Annotated in this window: 17 protein-coding genes; 2 read left to right on the top strand and 15 right to left on the bottom strand. The window is 38.4% G+C overall.

Annotated elements, in window-relative coordinates; all coding sequences use genetic code 11:
• Positions 1 to 77: 77 nt before the first annotated feature.
• The 3 genes from IGL80_RS02535 to IGL80_RS02525 form a co-directional block, all read right to left on the bottom strand.
• Positions 78 to 1391 carry an NCS2 family permease gene (locus tag IGL80_RS02535; protein WP_002355107.1) on the bottom strand — a complete coding sequence of 438 codons (1314 nt, stop codon included), beginning with the start codon at positions 1389 to 1391 and terminating at the stop codon, positions 78 to 80.
• A 180-nt stretch (positions 1392 to 1571) separates the two neighbouring features.
• On the bottom strand, positions 1572 to 2309 hold the full coding sequence (locus IGL80_RS02530) for an SDR family oxidoreductase (protein WP_002359155.1): 738 nt from the start codon (positions 2307 to 2309) through the stop codon (positions 1572 to 1574).
• The gene (locus tag IGL80_RS02525; protein ID WP_002355105.1) at positions 2309 to 2890 is read right to left on the bottom strand and encodes a DapH/DapD/GlmU-related protein; all 582 of its coding nucleotides are present in this window, start codon (positions 2888 to 2890) and stop codon (positions 2309 to 2311) included. Before IGL80_RS02525 ends, IGL80_RS02530 begins: the two co-directional genes overlap by 1 nt.
• A 107-nt stretch (positions 2891 to 2997) precedes the next feature.
• On the opposite strand from IGL80_RS02525, the gene IGL80_RS02520 reads away from it, so the two are divergent.
• Positions 2998 to 3882 carry a LysR family transcriptional regulator gene (locus IGL80_RS02520; RefSeq protein WP_002370030.1) on the top strand — a complete coding sequence of 295 codons (885 nt, stop codon included), beginning with the start codon at positions 2998 to 3000 and terminating at the stop codon, positions 3880 to 3882.
• Between the two features lie 19 nt (positions 3883 to 3901).
• On the opposite strand, the gene rbsU is transcribed toward IGL80_RS02520, so the two are convergent.
• From rbsU to rbsR, 4 genes are all read right to left on the bottom strand, one after another.
• On the bottom strand, positions 3902 to 4789 hold the full coding sequence (gene rbsU / locus IGL80_RS02515; RefSeq protein WP_002359154.1) for a ribose/proton symporter RbsU: 888 nt from the start codon (positions 4787 to 4789) through the stop codon (positions 3902 to 3904).
• Positions 4790 to 4809: 20 nt separating this feature from the next.
• Positions 4810 to 5205, bottom strand: a complete 396-nt coding sequence (gene rbsD / locus IGL80_RS02510) for a D-ribose pyranase (RefSeq protein ID WP_002359153.1) — start codon at positions 5203 to 5205, stop codon at positions 4810 to 4812.
• A gap of 15 nt (positions 5206 to 5220) precedes the next feature.
• Positions 5221 to 6138: a ribokinase gene (gene rbsK, locus IGL80_RS02505; protein WP_002404607.1), complete on the bottom strand. Its 918-nt coding sequence runs from the start codon at positions 6136 to 6138 to the stop codon at positions 5221 to 5223.
• Between the two features lie 91 nt (positions 6139 to 6229).
• Complete coding sequence (rbsR, locus tag IGL80_RS02500; RefSeq protein WP_002359151.1) at positions 6230 to 7225, bottom strand: ribose utilization transcriptional repressor RbsR; 996 nt, start codon at positions 7223 to 7225, stop codon at positions 6230 to 6232.
• Between the two features lie 211 nt (positions 7226 to 7436).
• On the opposite strand from rbsR, the gene IGL80_RS02495 reads away from it, so the two are divergent.
• Positions 7437 to 8411, top strand: a complete 975-nt coding sequence (locus IGL80_RS02495) for an alpha/beta hydrolase (protein ID WP_002387320.1) — start codon at positions 7437 to 7439, stop codon at positions 8409 to 8411.
• 64 nt (positions 8412 to 8475) lie between these two features.
• Here the strand turns inward: IGL80_RS02495 and IGL80_RS02490 are convergent, their stop codons facing one another.
• The 8 genes from IGL80_RS02490 to IGL80_RS02455 all read right to left on the bottom strand — a co-directional run bounded on the left by IGL80_RS02490 (position 8476) and on the right by IGL80_RS02455 (position 16293).
• Positions 8476 to 9843, bottom strand: coding sequence for a PTS ascorbate transporter subunit IIC (locus IGL80_RS02490; RefSeq protein ID WP_002355097.1), 1368 nt, complete (start codon positions 9841 to 9843; stop codon positions 8476 to 8478).
• Between the two features lie 14 nt (positions 9844 to 9857).
• Complete coding sequence (locus IGL80_RS02485; RefSeq protein WP_002355095.1) at positions 9858 to 10157, bottom strand: PTS sugar transporter subunit IIB; 300 nt, start codon at positions 10155 to 10157, stop codon at positions 9858 to 9860.
• 1 nt (position 10158) lies between these two features.
• Positions 10159 to 12168, bottom strand: a complete 2010-nt coding sequence (locus IGL80_RS02480) for a BglG family transcription antiterminator (RefSeq protein ID WP_002404606.1) — start codon at positions 12166 to 12168, stop codon at positions 10159 to 10161.
• Between the two features lie 165 nt (positions 12169 to 12333).
• Positions 12334 to 12558, bottom strand: coding sequence for a hypothetical protein (locus IGL80_RS02475; protein ID WP_002355093.1), 225 nt, complete (start codon positions 12556 to 12558; stop codon positions 12334 to 12336).
• A gap of 45 nt (positions 12559 to 12603) precedes the next feature.
• Positions 12604 to 13005, bottom strand: coding sequence for an LPXTG cell wall anchor domain-containing protein (locus IGL80_RS02470; RefSeq protein WP_002359148.1), 402 nt, complete (start codon positions 13003 to 13005; stop codon positions 12604 to 12606).
• Positions 12986 to 14119, bottom strand: a complete 1134-nt coding sequence (locus IGL80_RS02465; protein ID WP_002385299.1) for a DUF916 and DUF3324 domain-containing protein — start codon at positions 14117 to 14119, stop codon at positions 12986 to 12988. The genes IGL80_RS02470 and IGL80_RS02465 overlap by 20 nt, the downstream gene beginning before the upstream one ends.
• A gap of 87 nt (positions 14120 to 14206) precedes the next feature.
• Positions 14207 to 14896 carry a WxL domain-containing protein gene (locus IGL80_RS02460; RefSeq protein ID WP_002359146.1) on the bottom strand — a complete coding sequence of 230 codons (690 nt, stop codon included), beginning with the start codon at positions 14894 to 14896 and terminating at the stop codon, positions 14207 to 14209.
• 425 nt (positions 14897 to 15321) lie between these two features.
• A complete protein-coding gene (locus tag IGL80_RS02455; protein WP_085366661.1) occupies positions 15322 to 16293 on the bottom strand; it encodes a dimethylarginine dimethylaminohydrolase family protein in 972 nt (323 codons plus the stop codon).
• Positions 16294 to 16330 lie beyond the last annotated feature (37 nt).

Raw genomic sequence — 16330 nt, 5'->3', positions numbered from 1 at the left:
GTGCTTAGTCGAAAAAAATAGTTGATTCATAAGTTCATTGTCTTATGAATCAACTATTTGATAACTTTCTCTCTTGCTTATTGCGCATTCAGGATCCACATGAATCCGACAAAAACAAAGAACAAGCCATACATAATTGGCGAAACTTCTTTCCCACGTTTTGCCGCAATCATTGTAATTGGATAGAAGATAAAGCCTAAGGCAATCCCATCTGAAATGCTGTATGTCAATGGCATTCCTAACAAGATTAAGAAGGAAGGAATCGCAATTTCCATCTCGTTCCATTTAATTTTGCTTAAGGATTGTGCCATCAAAACACCAACAATAATCAACGCTGGTGCTGTAACTTGCGAAGTGACAACTGCTAACAAAGGAGAAAATAGCAAACTGAAAATAAATAAAATCCCGGTTGTAATAGCTGTGATTCCTGAACGACCACCCACAGCAATCCCCGCAGATGATTCGACATATGCGCCAACTGGCGATGTCCCTAATAGAGAACCAGCTAACATCGCTGTTGAATCAGCGGCTAAAGCTTTCCCCACACGCGGCATTTTATTGTCCTTCATAAAACCTGCTTGATTGGCTAAGCCCACCAACGTACCAGCCGTATCAAAGAATGTTACTAATAGGAACGTTAAAACCACGACCCACATTTGAATCGTATTGATATCTTTCACATGTCCTAACGCCACTAAAAATGTTGGTTCTAAACTTGGCGCGCTTGAAATAATCTTATCAGGCATTGGAATAACGCCTGTCGCTAAACCAACAATCGTTGAAATCGCCATCCCAATAAAAATACCACCCGGTACTCGACGAACTAACAAAATTGCAGTTACGACTAAGCCGACAATGGTAACCCACGTTGAACCAACATTCAAAGGTCCTAAGCCAACGAGTGTCGCATCATTAGCCACAATTAAGCCACCTTGGCTTAAACCAAGAAAAGCAATAAACAACCCGATCCCACCTGAAATGGCAAATTTCAAGTCTGCAGGAATTGCATCAATAATTAGCTCGCGTAATTTAAAAATTGTAATTAAAATAAATATCAATGAAGCCACAAAAACGCCTGCTAATGTCGTTTGCCAAGGAATCCCCATACCAACAGAGACTGAATAAGCAAAGAATGCATTAATTCCTAAAGCTGGTGCTGTCGCAATCGGATATTTCGCCAACACACCCATTAAAATACAACCTAAGGCACTCGCTAAAGCGGTGGCAGTAAAAACAGCGCCTTCGTCCATGCCAGAAGCACCAAGTACGGTTGGATTAACGAACAAAATATACGCCATTGAGATAAACGTGGTGAAACCAGCTAACATTTCTCGTTTCATATTCGTATTCAATTGTTCAAGTTCAAAATATGAACTTATTTTTTCTTTCATGTTCCGTCCTCCTAAAATCTAAACATTTTACAATGTTCGTAAAATATTCAATTTATTAATGAAACAACGTGTTTAATCATATAATAAACCAACAAATAAGTAAATATCAAATTCTAAATTCTGTAAAAAACGAACAATCACGATTAAAAAAAGTATTCCTTTCTAGGAATACTTTTTAAATTAAATCGTTTGTGTGGTCGGGCGAACAACCATTTCACTGATTGACATACGATCTGGCGTGTCTATGGCAAAGACCACTGCTTGCGCAATGTCTTCCGCCTTTAAGCCCCAACTTAACTGTTCTAGATGTAACGTTTCAGCTACTACTCGATTAGAAATTGTTTGATAAAGTTCTGTTTGTACAGCACCTGGTGAAATAATCGTTGATTTAATGTTATTCTCTCTTTGTTCTTGTCGCAATCCTTCCATAATTGCTCGAACAGCAAACTTTGTTCCACAGTAGACAGCCGAATCTGGATAAACGACATGTCCTGCCACAGAATCAGTAGCAATAATCTGTCCTGATTTTTGTTCAACCATAATTGGAAGAACTGCCGCAATGCCATTTAAAACACCCATAATATTAATATCTAGCATTTGACGCCATTCTCCTTTTGGTGCTTCAATAAGAGGCGCCGTTGGCATAACTCCTGCATTGTTAAAAAGAACATCAATTCGTCCATATTTTTCCATTGTAAGCTTGATTACACGCTGAACTTCCTCTTCTTTCGTTACATCTGCTTGTTGCACGAGAATCGTTGCTTCAGGAAGTTCTTTTTTTATAGCAATTAAACGTTCTTGTCGACGTGCTGCAATGACTAACTTCGCTCCTTTTCTGGCAAGTAAACGGGCTGTTGCCTCACCGATGCCACTGGAAGCGCCCATGATAACAATAACTTTTTCTGATAATGATTTCATTATATTTCCTCCTTATCTTCCTGAATCCAACGAATAATTTTAGCTGGTGTTCCTGCAACAATAGCGTTAGCTGGCACATCTTTAGTTACAGTCGCATTAGCTGCTACGATAGCATTTTCACCAATCGTAATACCTGGTAAAACAGTGACACCCGCGCCTAACCACGCAAATTTTTTAATGGTAATTGGTGCTAGCAATACGCCTCGCCGTTTCATTGGCAGTTCCGGATGATTGACACTTAAGAGATTAACGCGCGGACCAATTAAAACATTGTCTTCAATTATAATGCCCCCTAAATCAACAAACATAGCTGCCCGATTAATAAAAATATTTTTACCAAAATGTATATTGCGTCCAAAATCTGTATAAAAAGGCAATAAAATCGTAACGGTTTCGTCAATTTTGTCTTGGATAATCGTGGCAAGAAGATTCCTTACTTCATTATGTGTATAGGCTTGTTGATTTAATTCTATTAAATAGCGACTATTTTCCTCTTGAATCTGATGAATAAGTTGAAATAGTGGTTCATCTTTATCAATGCTACCTGTTGCAATTAGTTCTTGGAGATTTTTTGTAAGCATTCCTAATCGCCTCCTTTTGCTAAATTTATCGTAATACGTGACAACTCCTCTGTCTAATACTTATAATAAATAGATAAGTATGCGTTTTAGTTATAGGAGGGAAAGTAATGGAATTACGAGTGATTCACTATTTCTTAGCAGTGGTCCAAGAAAAAACGATTAGTGGCGCAGCCAAACAATTGCATGTATCACAACCAACATTATCTAAGCAATTAAAAGAATTAGAGGAAGAATTAGGCGTGACATTATTTATACGAGGAAATCGACAAATACAATTAACACCTGAAGGAGAATATTTAGCTAAACAAGGGCAAGATATTTTAAGCTTAGCGAATAAAACAGTCACCAACTTGTCGCAAAATGAATTCATTAATGGCGAAATCACGATTGGTGGTGGCGAAACAAAAGCTATGTCTTTTTTAGCGAATGCACTACAACAAATAACAAGCCAGCACTCAGCTGATATTCACCTTCATTTATACAGCGGGAATGCAGATGATGTAATAGAACGGCTAGACAAAGGATTATTAGATTTTGGTTTAATTATTGAGCCTGCACCTAAACAAAAATATAGCTATTTAACATTACCAGTTGTAGATACATGGGGCTTAATCACTGTAAAGGACCATCCCTTAGCCACTAAAAATGTTATTACTGCAGCCGATTTAAAAGAAGAACCTTTATTTATTTCTCGACAAGCACAAGTTCCGAGCCAACTCTCTGATTGGCTCGAAGCAAGTCTAGATCAGTTCCGAATCGTTGGGACCTACAACTTACTTTACAACGCTTCACTGATGGTAGAAGCTGGGCTAGGTAGCGCCCTAAGCATTGATGGTATTCTAGAAACAAAGCAAACAAATTTACGTTTTATCCCGCTATATCCTGCTTTAACAGCCAAAATTAGTTTAATTTGGCGCAAAAATACGGTTCTTTCTACAGCTGCTGCATTATTTTTAGAACAAATAAAAAAAAGTATTCAACGCCCTGAATAATAGGTCGTTGAATACTTTTTTAAATCATCACTGTGATCGTAGCTGCTGCCAAAATCAAAACTAAGCCGATAATCGTTACGGTCATTTCCTTGGCTGTTTTCTTTTGACCTAAGAACCAAATACCTGTCAACGTTGCAAGCACAACTGATGTTTGGGATAGAATAAAGCCAGTTGCCAAGCCGTTCATATCTGGCTGCGCTGAAATTAAATAAGTTAACGCTGCAAAGGCGAAGAAAAAGCCTGAAAAAATTTGTTTGTAAGAAACAGCTTCTATAAATGGGGATGTTTCCCCACCCTTAATAGTGACAACTGCTGAGTAAATAACTGCCACAATTACCATGCCTATTGCTTGTGGTAAAAAGGCATGCATGCCATCAATTGCCGTCGCTTGGGGTGCTGCAGAGTACGCCCAATAGCCGATTTCACCAACGGCTAATAGAAGAACTGCTTTTTTCATAATCCCAGCACTCTCAGCGGACTCCGTTTCCGACCAGACCGTCATTTTGGCACCAATCATGATTAACACTAAGGCAAACGCGCCTAACAATTTGGCTGTCGCACCTGGCCAGTTTCCTAAGAAAAAGACACCCCAGAGAGAAGCACCTAAAAGTTGGAACGCGGTCGTTACTGGCATGGCACGTGATGAACCAATCATCGTGAAGCATTTAAACGTAATGATTTGCGCACAGGCCCAACCGACACCAGATAAAATTGAAAAGAATAAATCCATGCCCGTTGGAAAAGCTAAACCATTAATCATTGAAAAAATAGCGGCAAAAATTAATGTTCCTAAACTGGTACCAAGAATTTGATTCACTGGACGACCACCAATTTTGGAAGCGATTGTCGGGAAAAGCCCCCAACCTAGAAGCGGTCCTAAACCGATTAATAATGCAGTCGCATTCATCTCTATTTCCCCTCTCTCGTTTAAAAGACAACGTTACTTTCTAATAAAATATTTGCGTAAGGAGTCATTTCCCCTGTCCGAATAAATGCATGGCAGTTATTTAATTCTTGTTTCATCTCTGTATGAGGAATAAAACTGATGGGAGTTTCTGGTAAACGAGTTTCAATTGCTGCCAACATGTCAGGATTTTCTGTTTTAATTTCTTCTGCTAAATAAATTCGTTGAACTGCCAATTCCTCAAGGACATTGTTTAAAACTTCCATAAAACTAGGGACGCCATTGGTAACTGCTAAATCAATTTTTTCTGTAGTCCGAGGCACTGGCATGCCTGCATCACCAATACTTAATTTATCAAAATGACCCATTTGTGCGATGACGCGGGAAATATCTGAATTAATAACTTTTGTTTTTTTCATGTCGCTCGCTCCTTTTTATTTGTCTGCCAATTCGTGTTGATAAGGAATCGAAGGTTGGGCTCCAAAACGTTGAACAGTCAACGAGGACGCCTTGTTTCCATAGCGAATAGCTTCTTCCAAATTGCTAAAATCTTTTTCTAATATACTACTTAATGCGCCAATAAAAGTATCGCCAGCAGCCGTTGTATCAACCGCTTTCACTTTAAAAGCAGGCACAATACCACTTCGTCCATTGACGTCATAAAAGGCGCCTTTACTACCTACTGTAATAATTACTGCTTCAATCCCTAATTGATGAAGTGCTTCTGCGGCTTTACGCATACTCTCTTCATCTGTGATTTTAATGCCTGTTAAAATTTCTGTTTCTGTTTCATTTGGTACAATCATATCTGTCACGTTTAGTAATTCTTCAGGAACTTGTTCTAACGCAGGTGCGGGATTTAAAATCGTTTTGACGCCTGCTTTTTTAGCAATTTTAAACGCTGCAATCGTACTATCAATCGCACTTTCAAATTGGGCAATCACAAAATCACTTTTTTCAATAATTTCTTGATGTTCCTGTACTTGTTTTGGCGTAAAGGCGTTATTGGCTCCCGCGTAAATCATAATGCTATTTTCACCAGCGTTATCTACCATAATAAAAGCTTGGCCAGTAGCTGTTTTCTCTAAAGTGGTGACCCCAGTTAAATTAATTTCATCTTGACTCATTAAATCAGTCATCATAGCTCCAGCGCCATCATTTCCCACAGCACCAATAAAATATGTTTCTGCGCCTGAACGTTTCGCTGCGACTGCTTGGTTTGCTCCTTTACCACCACCCGCTGTAAAATGTTCAATGGCGTGAATTGTTTCGCCTGGTTTTGGCATTTCTTTGACTCTTAATGTTGTGTCTAAATTGATACTTCCGATAATTGTAACCGCGTTCATTTTCATCCACCTCAATAAAATTTATTTTTTCATTCTAATTAAAACGTTTTAGTAAAACGTTTTAATTCCACAACAAAAATATAGCACACCTTGAAAGCTATTTCAAGGGTGCTGTCGAAAATCGTTCAATCAGTTGGACAGGCAAGGTTTGCTCCTCCCAATCTTTTGCTGGCTGATGGATTCTTTCCAATAATAGAGTCGCCGTAGTTTGCCCCAATTGAAAAACAGGTTGAGCAATTGTTGTTAGCGGCGGCGAAACATACTCGCACATATCAACATTGTCATAACCAATAATACTATAATCCTCAGGAATTTTTTTGCCCGCTTCTGCTAATCCTCGGTATAAACCAAAAGCAATTTCATCATTGATAGCAAAAATTCCGGTGCTCTCTGTTTTTAAAATTTCGGGGACAGCTTGGTAGCCGCCGGTTTTTGATAATTCTGTTTCGATTAACTGGACCTTTTCCGTATAAACAGAACAAAAACCTTTTAATCGTTGCTGAATATTGACTGGCGCATGTGGTGGCATTACCACGACGACCTGTTCATGTCGTTGCTCTTGTAAATGCTTTGCTGCTAGTTGCCCACCTCTATAATCGTCTGTCAAAACAGCGTCGCTAAAGCCTTCTGCTTTTTTTTGGTCAAGTACAATAAATGGAATCTTTTTCGCACGTAGCGTTTCATTAATCGTTTGGTTGGAAATTTCAGAACTTGCAATCACAAAACCATCGACACTGCGACGAATCAACTCTGTTAAATATTCATGTTCTCTTGTAACATCTTGGTCCGCATTGCATAACATCAGTATAAAATTTTCTTTGTATAAAACACTTTCAATTCCTCGAATCAATTGCGCAAAAAATGGGTTGGTAATATCAGGTACGATTACGCCAATTGTCTTACTTTTTTTCATCACCATACGTTGCGCAAAATAGTCGGGCTGATAGTTTAATCGCTCTTTTGCAGCCAATACTTTTTCGACCGTTTTCCCACTAAACCGTGCCCCATTCCCGTTTAAAATTTGTGAAACGGTAGTAATGGAGACACCTGAGTCATTGGCAACATCTTTAATTGTAACCTTTTTATTTGTCATCCTACTTCTCTCCTTGCCGTGAACGCGCCCATTCACCGGACCTCTTAATCTCATTTAATTTACTACAATCATTTACTTTACGCAACCACAAATAAATACGTACATTCGTTTAAACCGTCCTTTCATCCCTTCAACAAATTTCGTTGTTCTACTTTTAAAATGTTATACTGTAGAAAAAATGATTTACTTTTTGCTGAATGGAGGGCCTTAATTGAAAAAGAAATCGATTGGTTTGTTGTTAGCTAGCGCATATTTGTTTCACGCACGTTCTCGTCAAAAATCCTTAAAAGCCTGTCTTTTTGAAGATTCTTTACGTCTTTCCCAAATTGCTCGCCTTGAACGAAATCCGAAAGTCACCAAGGCTTTTTATCATTGGCAACGATCACTAAATGAACAAGTAACTTTGCCAAAACATTTACGTCATCTTTTTCCTCTTCAAGAAATGACTCAATTTCCTACGATGTATCGCATGTCAAACTCCGTTATTGCGCCTACCAAGAAAGCTGTACTGTACCTGCATGGTGGGGGCTTTACATTGAATCTTGCCTATAGCCAATTAGACTTTAGTTATAAACTAATTGAAGATCTCCCTTTTGCAACAGATTATTTTATCCCTGTATATCCATTAGCACCAAATAAGTCTTTTGCTGATATTTATAATCATTGCTATGCTGCTTATCAAGAAATTTTACAGCATTATGATCCCGAAGATGTTATTTTATTAGGTGATTCTGCTGGTGGCACATTGGTTTTAAACGTATTGCAGAATTTAGCCACCGATTTCCCTGAACGCTTACCCAAAGCTGCTGTTTTAATTTCTCCTTGGTTAGATGGACATTTAGACATTCCTGTTGCCAAAAGTTATCAAAAAAAGGACAAAATGATTGGCATGAACTATTTACAATTAATTGCCCAAGAGATTGACGACACGGCCAATCACGCCACACTTTCTTTAAATTGCTTGTCCTTTGATTATCAAAAATTTCCGCCACTTTTTTTCGTGGGCGGCACACATGAAGTTTTTTGCCCTTCCTATCACCAATTTTTAAAACAATTAGGGCCACGACCACAAGATACTTGCCGATTGGTGCCTGGCATGCAACACGTTTTCGCAATGAAACAATACTTGCCAGAAGGACGACAAGCGCGGAAACAAATTGCACAGTTTATCCAAGAACAATGGTAAAAGGCAAATGGGACAGAAGTCAAAACGACTTCTGTCCCACTTGCCTTTTTTTAGAACAAAACACTTAGTTTTCTTCGGCGACTTTTTTCTCCCGCATAGTCAAAACAGCGCTAGCCAAAAGAACAACCACTACAAAAGCAATGATTCCCCCTACTAAAAGACTCGGACCTGCCTCACCTAATTTGCCTAAAAATAGGCCTGGGATTAAATAATCCGTATCCGCAAACGTTGAGGATGCTAACTGTAGATCACCCAAGACTGGTAAAATGAATAACGGTAACCAACTAATTAATAAGCCATTAAACGCAGCCCCTAAAATCGCTCCCCGACGTCCCCCTGTGGAATTTCCAAAAACGCCTGCCGCGGCACCACAGAAAAAGTGCCCGACAACGCCTGGTATAATCACGGTGGTATTCAGACCAACCATCGCTAACATTGAAATAGTTCCCACAATAAAGCTCACAAAGAACCCAATCAAGACAGCATTTGGCGCATAAGGAAAGATAATGGGAACATCAAGTGCTGGTTTAGAATTAGGCACTAATTTTTTAGCAATTCCTTGGAAAGCTGGCACAATTTCTCCTAAAACCATCCGCACACCCTGTAAAACCACAACGAAACCAGCCGTAAAGGTTCCTGCTTGAATTAATGAAAAGATGATCGCATTTTCGCCATTGCTTAACTCATGCTCGACATAGCCTGTCCCAGCCAGCAAAGCCAAAATCACATAGACAATCGACATCAAAATCATAATTGAGATGGTTGAGTCTCTTAAAAAACCAAAACTTTTAGGAATTTTAATATCTTCCGTTGACTTTTCTTTATTCCCAAAGACTTTTCCAATAAAGCCACTTGCCGCATAACCAATATTCCCTGTATGCCCCATTGCTACTTTATCATTTCCAGTAATTTGTTTCATAAAGGGCTGACAAAGAGCAGGTGTCACTGTTAATAAAGTTCCTTCAAATAAACCACCTAAAAGAATCATTGGCAAACTAACGCTAAAACCGGCCCCCACTAAAATAACGGCTGTCAAACACGAAACGTACATCATCGCTTGACCTGTCAAAAAGATATATTTAAAACGTGTAAAACGCGCCAACAGAATATTAACAACCATGCCCACCAACATAATCAGAGCAGTTGGTGTCCCATATTGTTGCAAGGCAATCGCTACAACTGCTTCATTACTAGGCACCACGCCTTGTGTATTTAACGCGGTTTGGAACATCTCCGCAAAGGGCGTTAACGAGTTCGCTAATAGCCCTGCGCCACCAATTAAAACTAAAAAGCCGACGAATGTTTTCAACGTTCCTTGAACAACATCAGAAAATTTCTTTTTCTGTAAAACTAATCCCAACAAAGCAATTAATGAAACCAGAATCGCTGGCTGGCTAACAATTGAAACAAATAAATTCAATAAAGTTTCCATGTTTTTCCTCCTTCTTATTGATGTGCAATGCCATTGTCATCTAAAACTTTCAAGACTTTCTCCTTCGTTTCATCGTAATCAATAATCGCATTTAAAGGAATGATTTTTTCATCAGGAATTGACCCTAAAGCATCTTGCAATGTTTTTTCGACAAAGAAGTAATCAGCCATATCGCCACTGGCACTCCCGACATCTGTGTGATCAATTTGAAAATTATCTGTATCAACACCGACTTCCTCTAAAATTTGTTGGATATTCATTTGCACCATAAAACTTGTTCCTAAACCACTTTGACAAACTGTAAAAATCTTCATCTTATTTCTCTCCTTCTTGGATAATTGATAGTATTTCTGGGACGGTTTCAGCCGCCACTAAGCGATGTAATGATTCTTTTTTTGATAGAATTTTTGTCAGACTAGATAAGGCCCGTAAATGTGTTTCGTTATCTGAAGCAGCTAAACAAATAAAAAGGTGAATTTCATGCTTAGGATCTTCTAATAAATCGACACTTTTTTGGATTTTTAGTAATGACATGCCTAACTGATTAACGCCATCTTCTGGTCGCGCATGAGGCAATGCTACGTCTGGACAGATATGGATAAATGGCCCAAACGATTCGACTTTTTGAATCATTGCATCAATGTACTTTTCCGTAATACTGCCATTTTTTAATAACGGCTTGGCAGCTTCTGTAATTCCCGCTCGCCAGTCTGCAACTTCAGGCAGGACTTGGACTGTTTCTGTTGTTAATAATTCCGATAACATTGGACGCAGATCCTCCTCTTTTTCTAAAATTTTGTTCATTTTACGATGCAAGACACGATATAACTGCGCTTCTGTGACTCCTTTTTTTAAGGAAATATAAGGTTTTAACGCATCTAAAATATCTTTAACATCTGGCATGGAAATACCTGGCAATAGCCAATCTGATTGAACTTGGTGCATCAATTGATTTTTCTCCAAAGAGCTCATAATGGGCTTGGTAAGATAAACCTTTTTGGCTGTTTCAATAGGGACCGTTGAGAAAATGATGTCATAGCTTTTTTCAGATACATTCTCTATTTCCCTCACCGCATTTGTTTCTTTAAATTCAATCATTGGAAATAGCCGACGCAATTCCGATTGCAAAATCAACGAAGAACTGATACCACTGGGACAAACAATTAGCGCTTTTAGCTTTTCTTGCCGCTGTTCATTTTTTTGGCCGAAAATTTCTCCACCAAATAATATGGTAAAAAAACCGATTTCCTCTGACGGGATTGACCGTTTCGTTAATTTTTCTAAAGGAGCTAACGCTTGTTCACAAAGATGATAAAGCGACCGATACGATTGTCGAATATCCTTGATTAAAACATTCGGCAAGTAAAAGCCATAGCTAATCCGAAAATAGGCAGGAACCAGATGATAATACACATTCATGAGCAATTCACGAGGCTGTTCAAATTGAACAACGGCCAACAATTCCATTTTCCGAATAATTTCACCAGAAATATCTAATAAAAACTCTAACTTCGTATCTCGCAATTCTCCTTGCAAGGCTGTCATTAAACAAATCGTGAAAAAAAGACTCTCAGTTTCTACATTCGCCACTGGCCCAACTAAATCACTTAAAATACGATGACTGACGGGATAAGCGCGTAAGGACTGAATTAACTGGTTCTCAGGCCAGACGACTGTTCCATATTTGCCTAATCTTTTTTGAGAAAAAGCAAGAAAGTAACTAATTTCATCCAATCTGCTGGGTACCAGTTGAAGCTGTGCTTCCTGGACGGCTAATTGAATGCCGTCACGTATTTTTGCGTATTGGCTCATTTGATGCTGACTGAGCCAGCAAAATAAAGCGAAGGTGCCCGACTTTTGTTGTAAGAGGCGGGCAAGCCAATTTTTCCCGAAACGACGAATCCGAAATTCATCTCCTTCTAGGTAAAACCCTCGTTTTCGTTCGTAGGATAAAGCAATGTTTTCAGTTGCTAGTTGGTGTCGTACTTTTTTGATGTCCGCTAAAATAGTGCCTTTCGAAACGTCTAAAAAATTTTGATAATGATACACCGATAGTTCTTCGATTTCTGAATAAGTGAGCAAAAAAATAAGTGCTTGTCTTTCTGTTTCGCTATAGATCACTTGACGTTGTTGAAAAAGTTGTTTTCCCCATTCATTTGCGGAAAGGTTTGGAATGCTGACGGTATTCTGTTGAACTTCTCCGCCTATTGTCGAAAGTTGCGTCACTAATTCTCGTTGCGAAAGATCGGTTATTTGTTGAGCCAAAGAGAGCGCAATTTTTTGCCCTGCATACTCGTCAAGGAGATAACTTATTTTATAATTCACAGCTGTGTCCTCCTCCTGTAATCATCATATAATGATAGCGCTTTATTTTCTATCTAAGTTGGGTACAAATGTCTACTGTACTTTTTTGATAAATTGTACCGTTCTTTATTTTAAAGTTAACAAAAACCCGTTGCAAGTTTCTTAAAAACTTACAACGGGTTTTCTTTATGTTAATTGTGTTTGTAATGCGATATTCAGCAAGATAGCCACCGCTACCCAGCCGCCACACATCACCAGAAGCAGCCAACTAAACATTGATTGTTTTACTAAAGACTGCTTAGGCTTTGCCAGATGTACAAAATTCATGCTATTTACTAAGAACAGTAAAAACAAAGCAAAACAAAGGACGGCCAAGCCAGCACAAATCCAAATCCACATCGTAATCTCCATCTATATTCCTCCTTCTACATTAACTCTATTTATAAAAACAGCACATTATTTTTCCTTTTTCCTTTTTTTATTCAAATAATAGAAACTTGTTAGTACTACGAGTAAACATGCAATACCAAGGCTGTAAAGCCACGTGCTATTTCGTTCACCTGTCCTTGGTAATGACGTCTGTGCATTAGTCGGATTCGTTTTAGCAGTGGTTTTTCTGCTCACTTTGTCTTGTTGTTGTGACTTTTTTTTATCTTTATCAGTGACTGGTTGCTCTGTTGGCTTAATGACACCTTCCGTTTTTAGTGGCTCTTTCCCTCCATAGAACGTTACACCGATATTCGTTTGCCCTACTTCTTCTGCAAAACTCTCAGAAGAAACAATTAGACTCGCAATGCCAACGGTTAAAAGTATTCCCAACGTCACCAGAAGTGACCCTTTACTTTTCATTGTCATCATAGCGTGCTCCTTGTCTATTTTTCAAGGCTGCCTGTTTTTCTTGTTGTAAATAGGCTTGTTGTTTCAGTGTTGCTTTCTGTTGCGTAAAACGCCAAATAGCTAGAATTAGACTCACAATTGTTGCAGCTAACAAGCCATAAAAAGCTTGATTCCACCAAGTCGGTAGGACCAATTTCACTACTGCTTCTTTATTTAATTTTTTGGCTTCTTGACTACTGATGGTAAATTCTTGCTTAAACGGCCACACTTGTTGTTCATCTTCTTTCAAGACCGCTTTTCCTTCAAAAATATAGGTTCCTGGACGAACATCTTCTTTCCCGAAATCTAAATGGAAGTTCATCGTCGAATTTGGCGCAAAACGAACACTTGGTAAAATCCGTTTGGCATATTCTTTCGTTTCGCCTTTTTTCGTTACTTTTCCTTCTAAACGTACTTCAGGAAAAATAGCGGATGTCGGATTCTGAATAACCGCTTGGACCGATTTATTTCCTAAAGCAATGGTCGGAACTAATTTAACTAATTGAAGAGTCTCTGCTAGATACATCGGTGTATCTTCTGACATTCGTAAAGCAATTGCTACATTAAATCCATATCGACTGGTTAAACCCGTTGATTTTCCTTTTTCTTCCTTTTCATCTTCTGCAAGCGAAGCATAAACACCACCCAAAACTAATCCTTGGAAACCATTCGCTGGAATTTCGACAGTCATTTTGGCTGTTACGGTTTTCTTAGCAGGAACTTTTACATGTTCCTCAGGTAATTTAATTAATGTTGTCAAGGGTACTTTTAAACTTGAATCTGGTTTTTTCTCGAAATCATTGTACACAATTAAACCATTGTCATTCGTCACAGCATTCGCCAAATTTAAATCAATCGTCAATTCTTCATCTGTTTTATTAATTAATGATAATTCGACTTCTTGTTTCTGTCCTGGTTTTACAATGAGATCGTAGTAGGATTGCGTATTTTTCGCTTGATTCTCAGGAATATTGGGTTTAACTGTAAATTTTGTATTCATGTTGTCATCCGCTTCTTCTGCTTGTACAGCAGAAGGGATGCTTAATGCCATCACACAAATAAAAACTGTGACGATTAGCCAGCGCATTGTCTTCATTATTTGTTCCTCCTATGTATCGAAAAGGAGCCGTGCACCACTGCGCAGCTCCTTTTCTAGTAATGCAGTATTCTCGTTAGTAACTTTTTATGGCGCAGCCACTAATGTCCAAGTTACGTTACCTGTATACGTACCATTTGTAATTTGTGAACTAGGTGTTGTAATGTTTAATTTTACATTTGATAATTCAGAATCCCATGTACCTTGACCTTTACCAACTGCTGCTGTAGCAATTGATACAGCTGCTCCACCTACTGGAATAGTTGTTCCAGCAAATTCAGGACTTCCTGGATCTGCTGCAAAGGCAGCCACATCACGTGAGTATGTTTTTGCTGTTTCATCGTATTTAGCTACTGCTCCTGTTTGCGCAAAGGTAATTGAACCTTCTAAAGTAGCAGTACCATTTTTCATTTCAGCAACGCCTGCAGTAACTGACCAACCCGCTTGTGTTCCACGAACATCCCCGACCGCATAACGTTTTGTTTGTGTACCATTTGCATCTAATGAAATCGCTGATAAATCAGAACTAACTTCTGTCGAAGCAAATTTGAATTCTGTTGGAACATATAACAAATCAAAGTTAGTATTCGTACCTGGTTCTGGTTCTTGGGTACTTCCATCTTCTCCATCACCATTACCACCTGGTAATGAACCACTCGTCATTTCTACGTTTGCTGGTGTTGTACCAGTCGTTGTTGCATGTGCTGCTGCAGGAGCGATGCTTGCCCCTAAAATTGCCGTTCCTGCAAATAAAGTTACCAATGTTTTTTTCTTCATTTTACTCTCTCCTTTATATCTTGGTTAATTAATGAATAAAAAAGTGAAAAACTTTTCTATCTCAGTAGAACGTAAACTAAGTATAGCGAAAAAAAGACTGCTTGTGATTTCAAATTTTAAACACCTCATGCAAAAAAAATGAATTTACTATAACAGCAAGGTTCCAACGACTTTTTGTGTCTTTGAAAACGTAATTTTCAAAAAATATATTGTTTTTTTTCACATATAAAGTAGTAATTTTATAAAAAAACAGCGAGAAAACGTCAAAACATTAGTAACAAACACTAACATTTTGACGTTTTCTCGCATTTATTAAATCGAAATTTCCTCAATATTTTTAAAAAAAATAGTGAAAACTAAAATTATATCGTTTTCATAGACAAAACGTACATTTTTTCTTACGAAAATTGATAATCACTCGCTGACTATTCTCTAATCAAAGCTTGCGTTGTACAGCGGAAGGAACCACCTAACATTCTAGAAACATGGTAATCAATTGCCTCAACTTTGATACCTTTTGCTTCTATTTGAGGAATTAAAGTTGTAAACGATTGGTCCGTTATATACGTTTCTTCGTTAAGCGGTAGACCATTTGTCACTAAATACGCTGCTTCTTGCAAAGTAACGTGAATTTTTTCCCAGTTTGCTAATTGCGCAGGAAGTCCATCCAAAAAGGCCTCTTCACAAACAATCATCCAGCCTTCTCTCAACAAGCTCAACGCACAATCTAAGTGGAGAATATGCGGATGTAACCGAACCGGCACCACTTCATAACCAAAATGACCAATCATATTGGCTAACCACTGAATTCCTGCTAGGTTACTTGCCAAGCCAGAGTAGCCCACAAAAATTGTTTTTCCTAGAACTAAAACATCGCCGCCTTCAATAAAGGGACCTGCTTCACTTAAAGCCCCTTCAGAAATGTCAGGTTGTGGCGCAGCAAAATAATAGCCTTCTGCTTCTTGTGTCCACTGCTGAATAATCGGACGAATTGGTAAAATTTCTTGTCGACGGTGTTGAAATCTTAAGTTTCCTTCTATTAAGAGATTGCCAATTGTAAAAAAAGGGTCTCGTGAAAAGAAGTTACTATATCCTACGCCCAATTCCTTGCCATGTTCTTTTTCATAGGTTGTCAATAAACGTGGACGAAATACTTCTACGCCATAAGATTCTAATACTCCTTGCATGACTTCTTTTTCTTTTTCCCAACGCACTTGTTGTTCTGGTGCAAAGTCTGCTAAATCACGCCCTTCATTATTCTGTGTTAAACGGGCATTTTCCTCTGTTAAAAAAGTCGTATCCGCTTCATCAAATTTATCTGGTAAACAAAATTGCGATTGTGCTAAAACAACTGAACGCAACGGTGCAAATTCACTTTCAACATGCATTTTTTTCATTATTTGACCTCACTTTTATCTGGTTACCTTCATTATA

The organism is Enterococcus sp. DIV2467a (assembly GCF_050532945.1).
In the GTDB taxonomy this organism is placed as follows: domain Bacteria; phylum Bacillota; class Bacilli; order Lactobacillales; family Enterococcaceae; genus Enterococcus; species Enterococcus faecalis.
This window is presented reverse-complemented; position numbering and strand designations above follow the sequence as displayed.

Bases quoted from the DNA above. Each gene is read 5' to 3' on its own strand.
- IGL80_RS02535 (WP_002355107.1), bottom strand. From the start codon at position 1,391: ATGAAAGAAAAAATAAGTTCATATTTTGAACTTGAACAATTGAATACG.
- IGL80_RS02530 (WP_002359155.1), bottom strand. From the start codon at position 2,309: ATGAAATCATTATCAGAAAAAGTTATTGTTATCATGGGCGCTTCCAGT.
- IGL80_RS02525 (WP_002355105.1), bottom strand. From the start codon at position 2,890: ATGCTTACAAAAAATCTCCAAGAACTAATTGCAACAGGTAGCATTGAT.
- IGL80_RS02520 (WP_002370030.1), top strand. From the start codon at position 2,998: ATGGAATTACGAGTGATTCACTATTTCTTAGCAGTGGTCCAAGAAAAA.
- rbsU (WP_002359154.1), bottom strand. From the start codon at position 4,789: ATGAATGCGACTGCATTATTAATCGGTTTAGGACCGCTTCTAGGTTGG.
- rbsD (WP_002359153.1), bottom strand. From the start codon at position 5,205: ATGAAAAAAACAAAAGTTATTAATTCAGATATTTCCCGCGTCATCGCA.
- rbsK (WP_002404607.1), bottom strand. From the start codon at position 6,138: ATGAAAATGAACGCGGTTACAATTATCGGAAGTATCAATTTAGACACA.
- rbsR (WP_002359151.1), bottom strand. From the start codon at position 7,225: ATGACAAATAAAAAGGTTACAATTAAAGATGTTGCCAATGACTCAGGT.
- IGL80_RS02490 (WP_002355097.1), bottom strand. From the start codon at position 9,843: ATGGAAACTTTATTGAATTTATTTGTTTCAATTGTTAGCCAGCCAGCG.
- IGL80_RS02485 (WP_002355095.1), bottom strand. From the start codon at position 10,157: ATGAAGATTTTTACAGTTTGTCAAAGTGGTTTAGGAACAAGTTTTATG.
- IGL80_RS02475 (WP_002355093.1), bottom strand. From the start codon at position 12,558: ATGGAGATTACGATGTGGATTTGGATTTGTGCTGGCTTGGCCGTCCTT.
- IGL80_RS02470 (WP_002359148.1), bottom strand. From the start codon at position 13,005: ATGATGACAATGAAAAGTAAAGGGTCACTTCTGGTGACGTTGGGAATA.
- IGL80_RS02465 (WP_002385299.1), bottom strand. From the start codon at position 14,119: ATGAAGACAATGCGCTGGCTAATCGTCACAGTTTTTATTTGTGTGATG.
- IGL80_RS02460 (WP_002359146.1), bottom strand. From the start codon at position 14,896: ATGAAGAAAAAAACATTGGTAACTTTATTTGCAGGAACGGCAATTTTA.
- IGL80_RS02455 (WP_085366661.1), bottom strand. From the start codon at position 16,293: ATGAAAAAAATGCATGTTGAAAGTGAATTTGCACCGTTGCGTTCAGTT.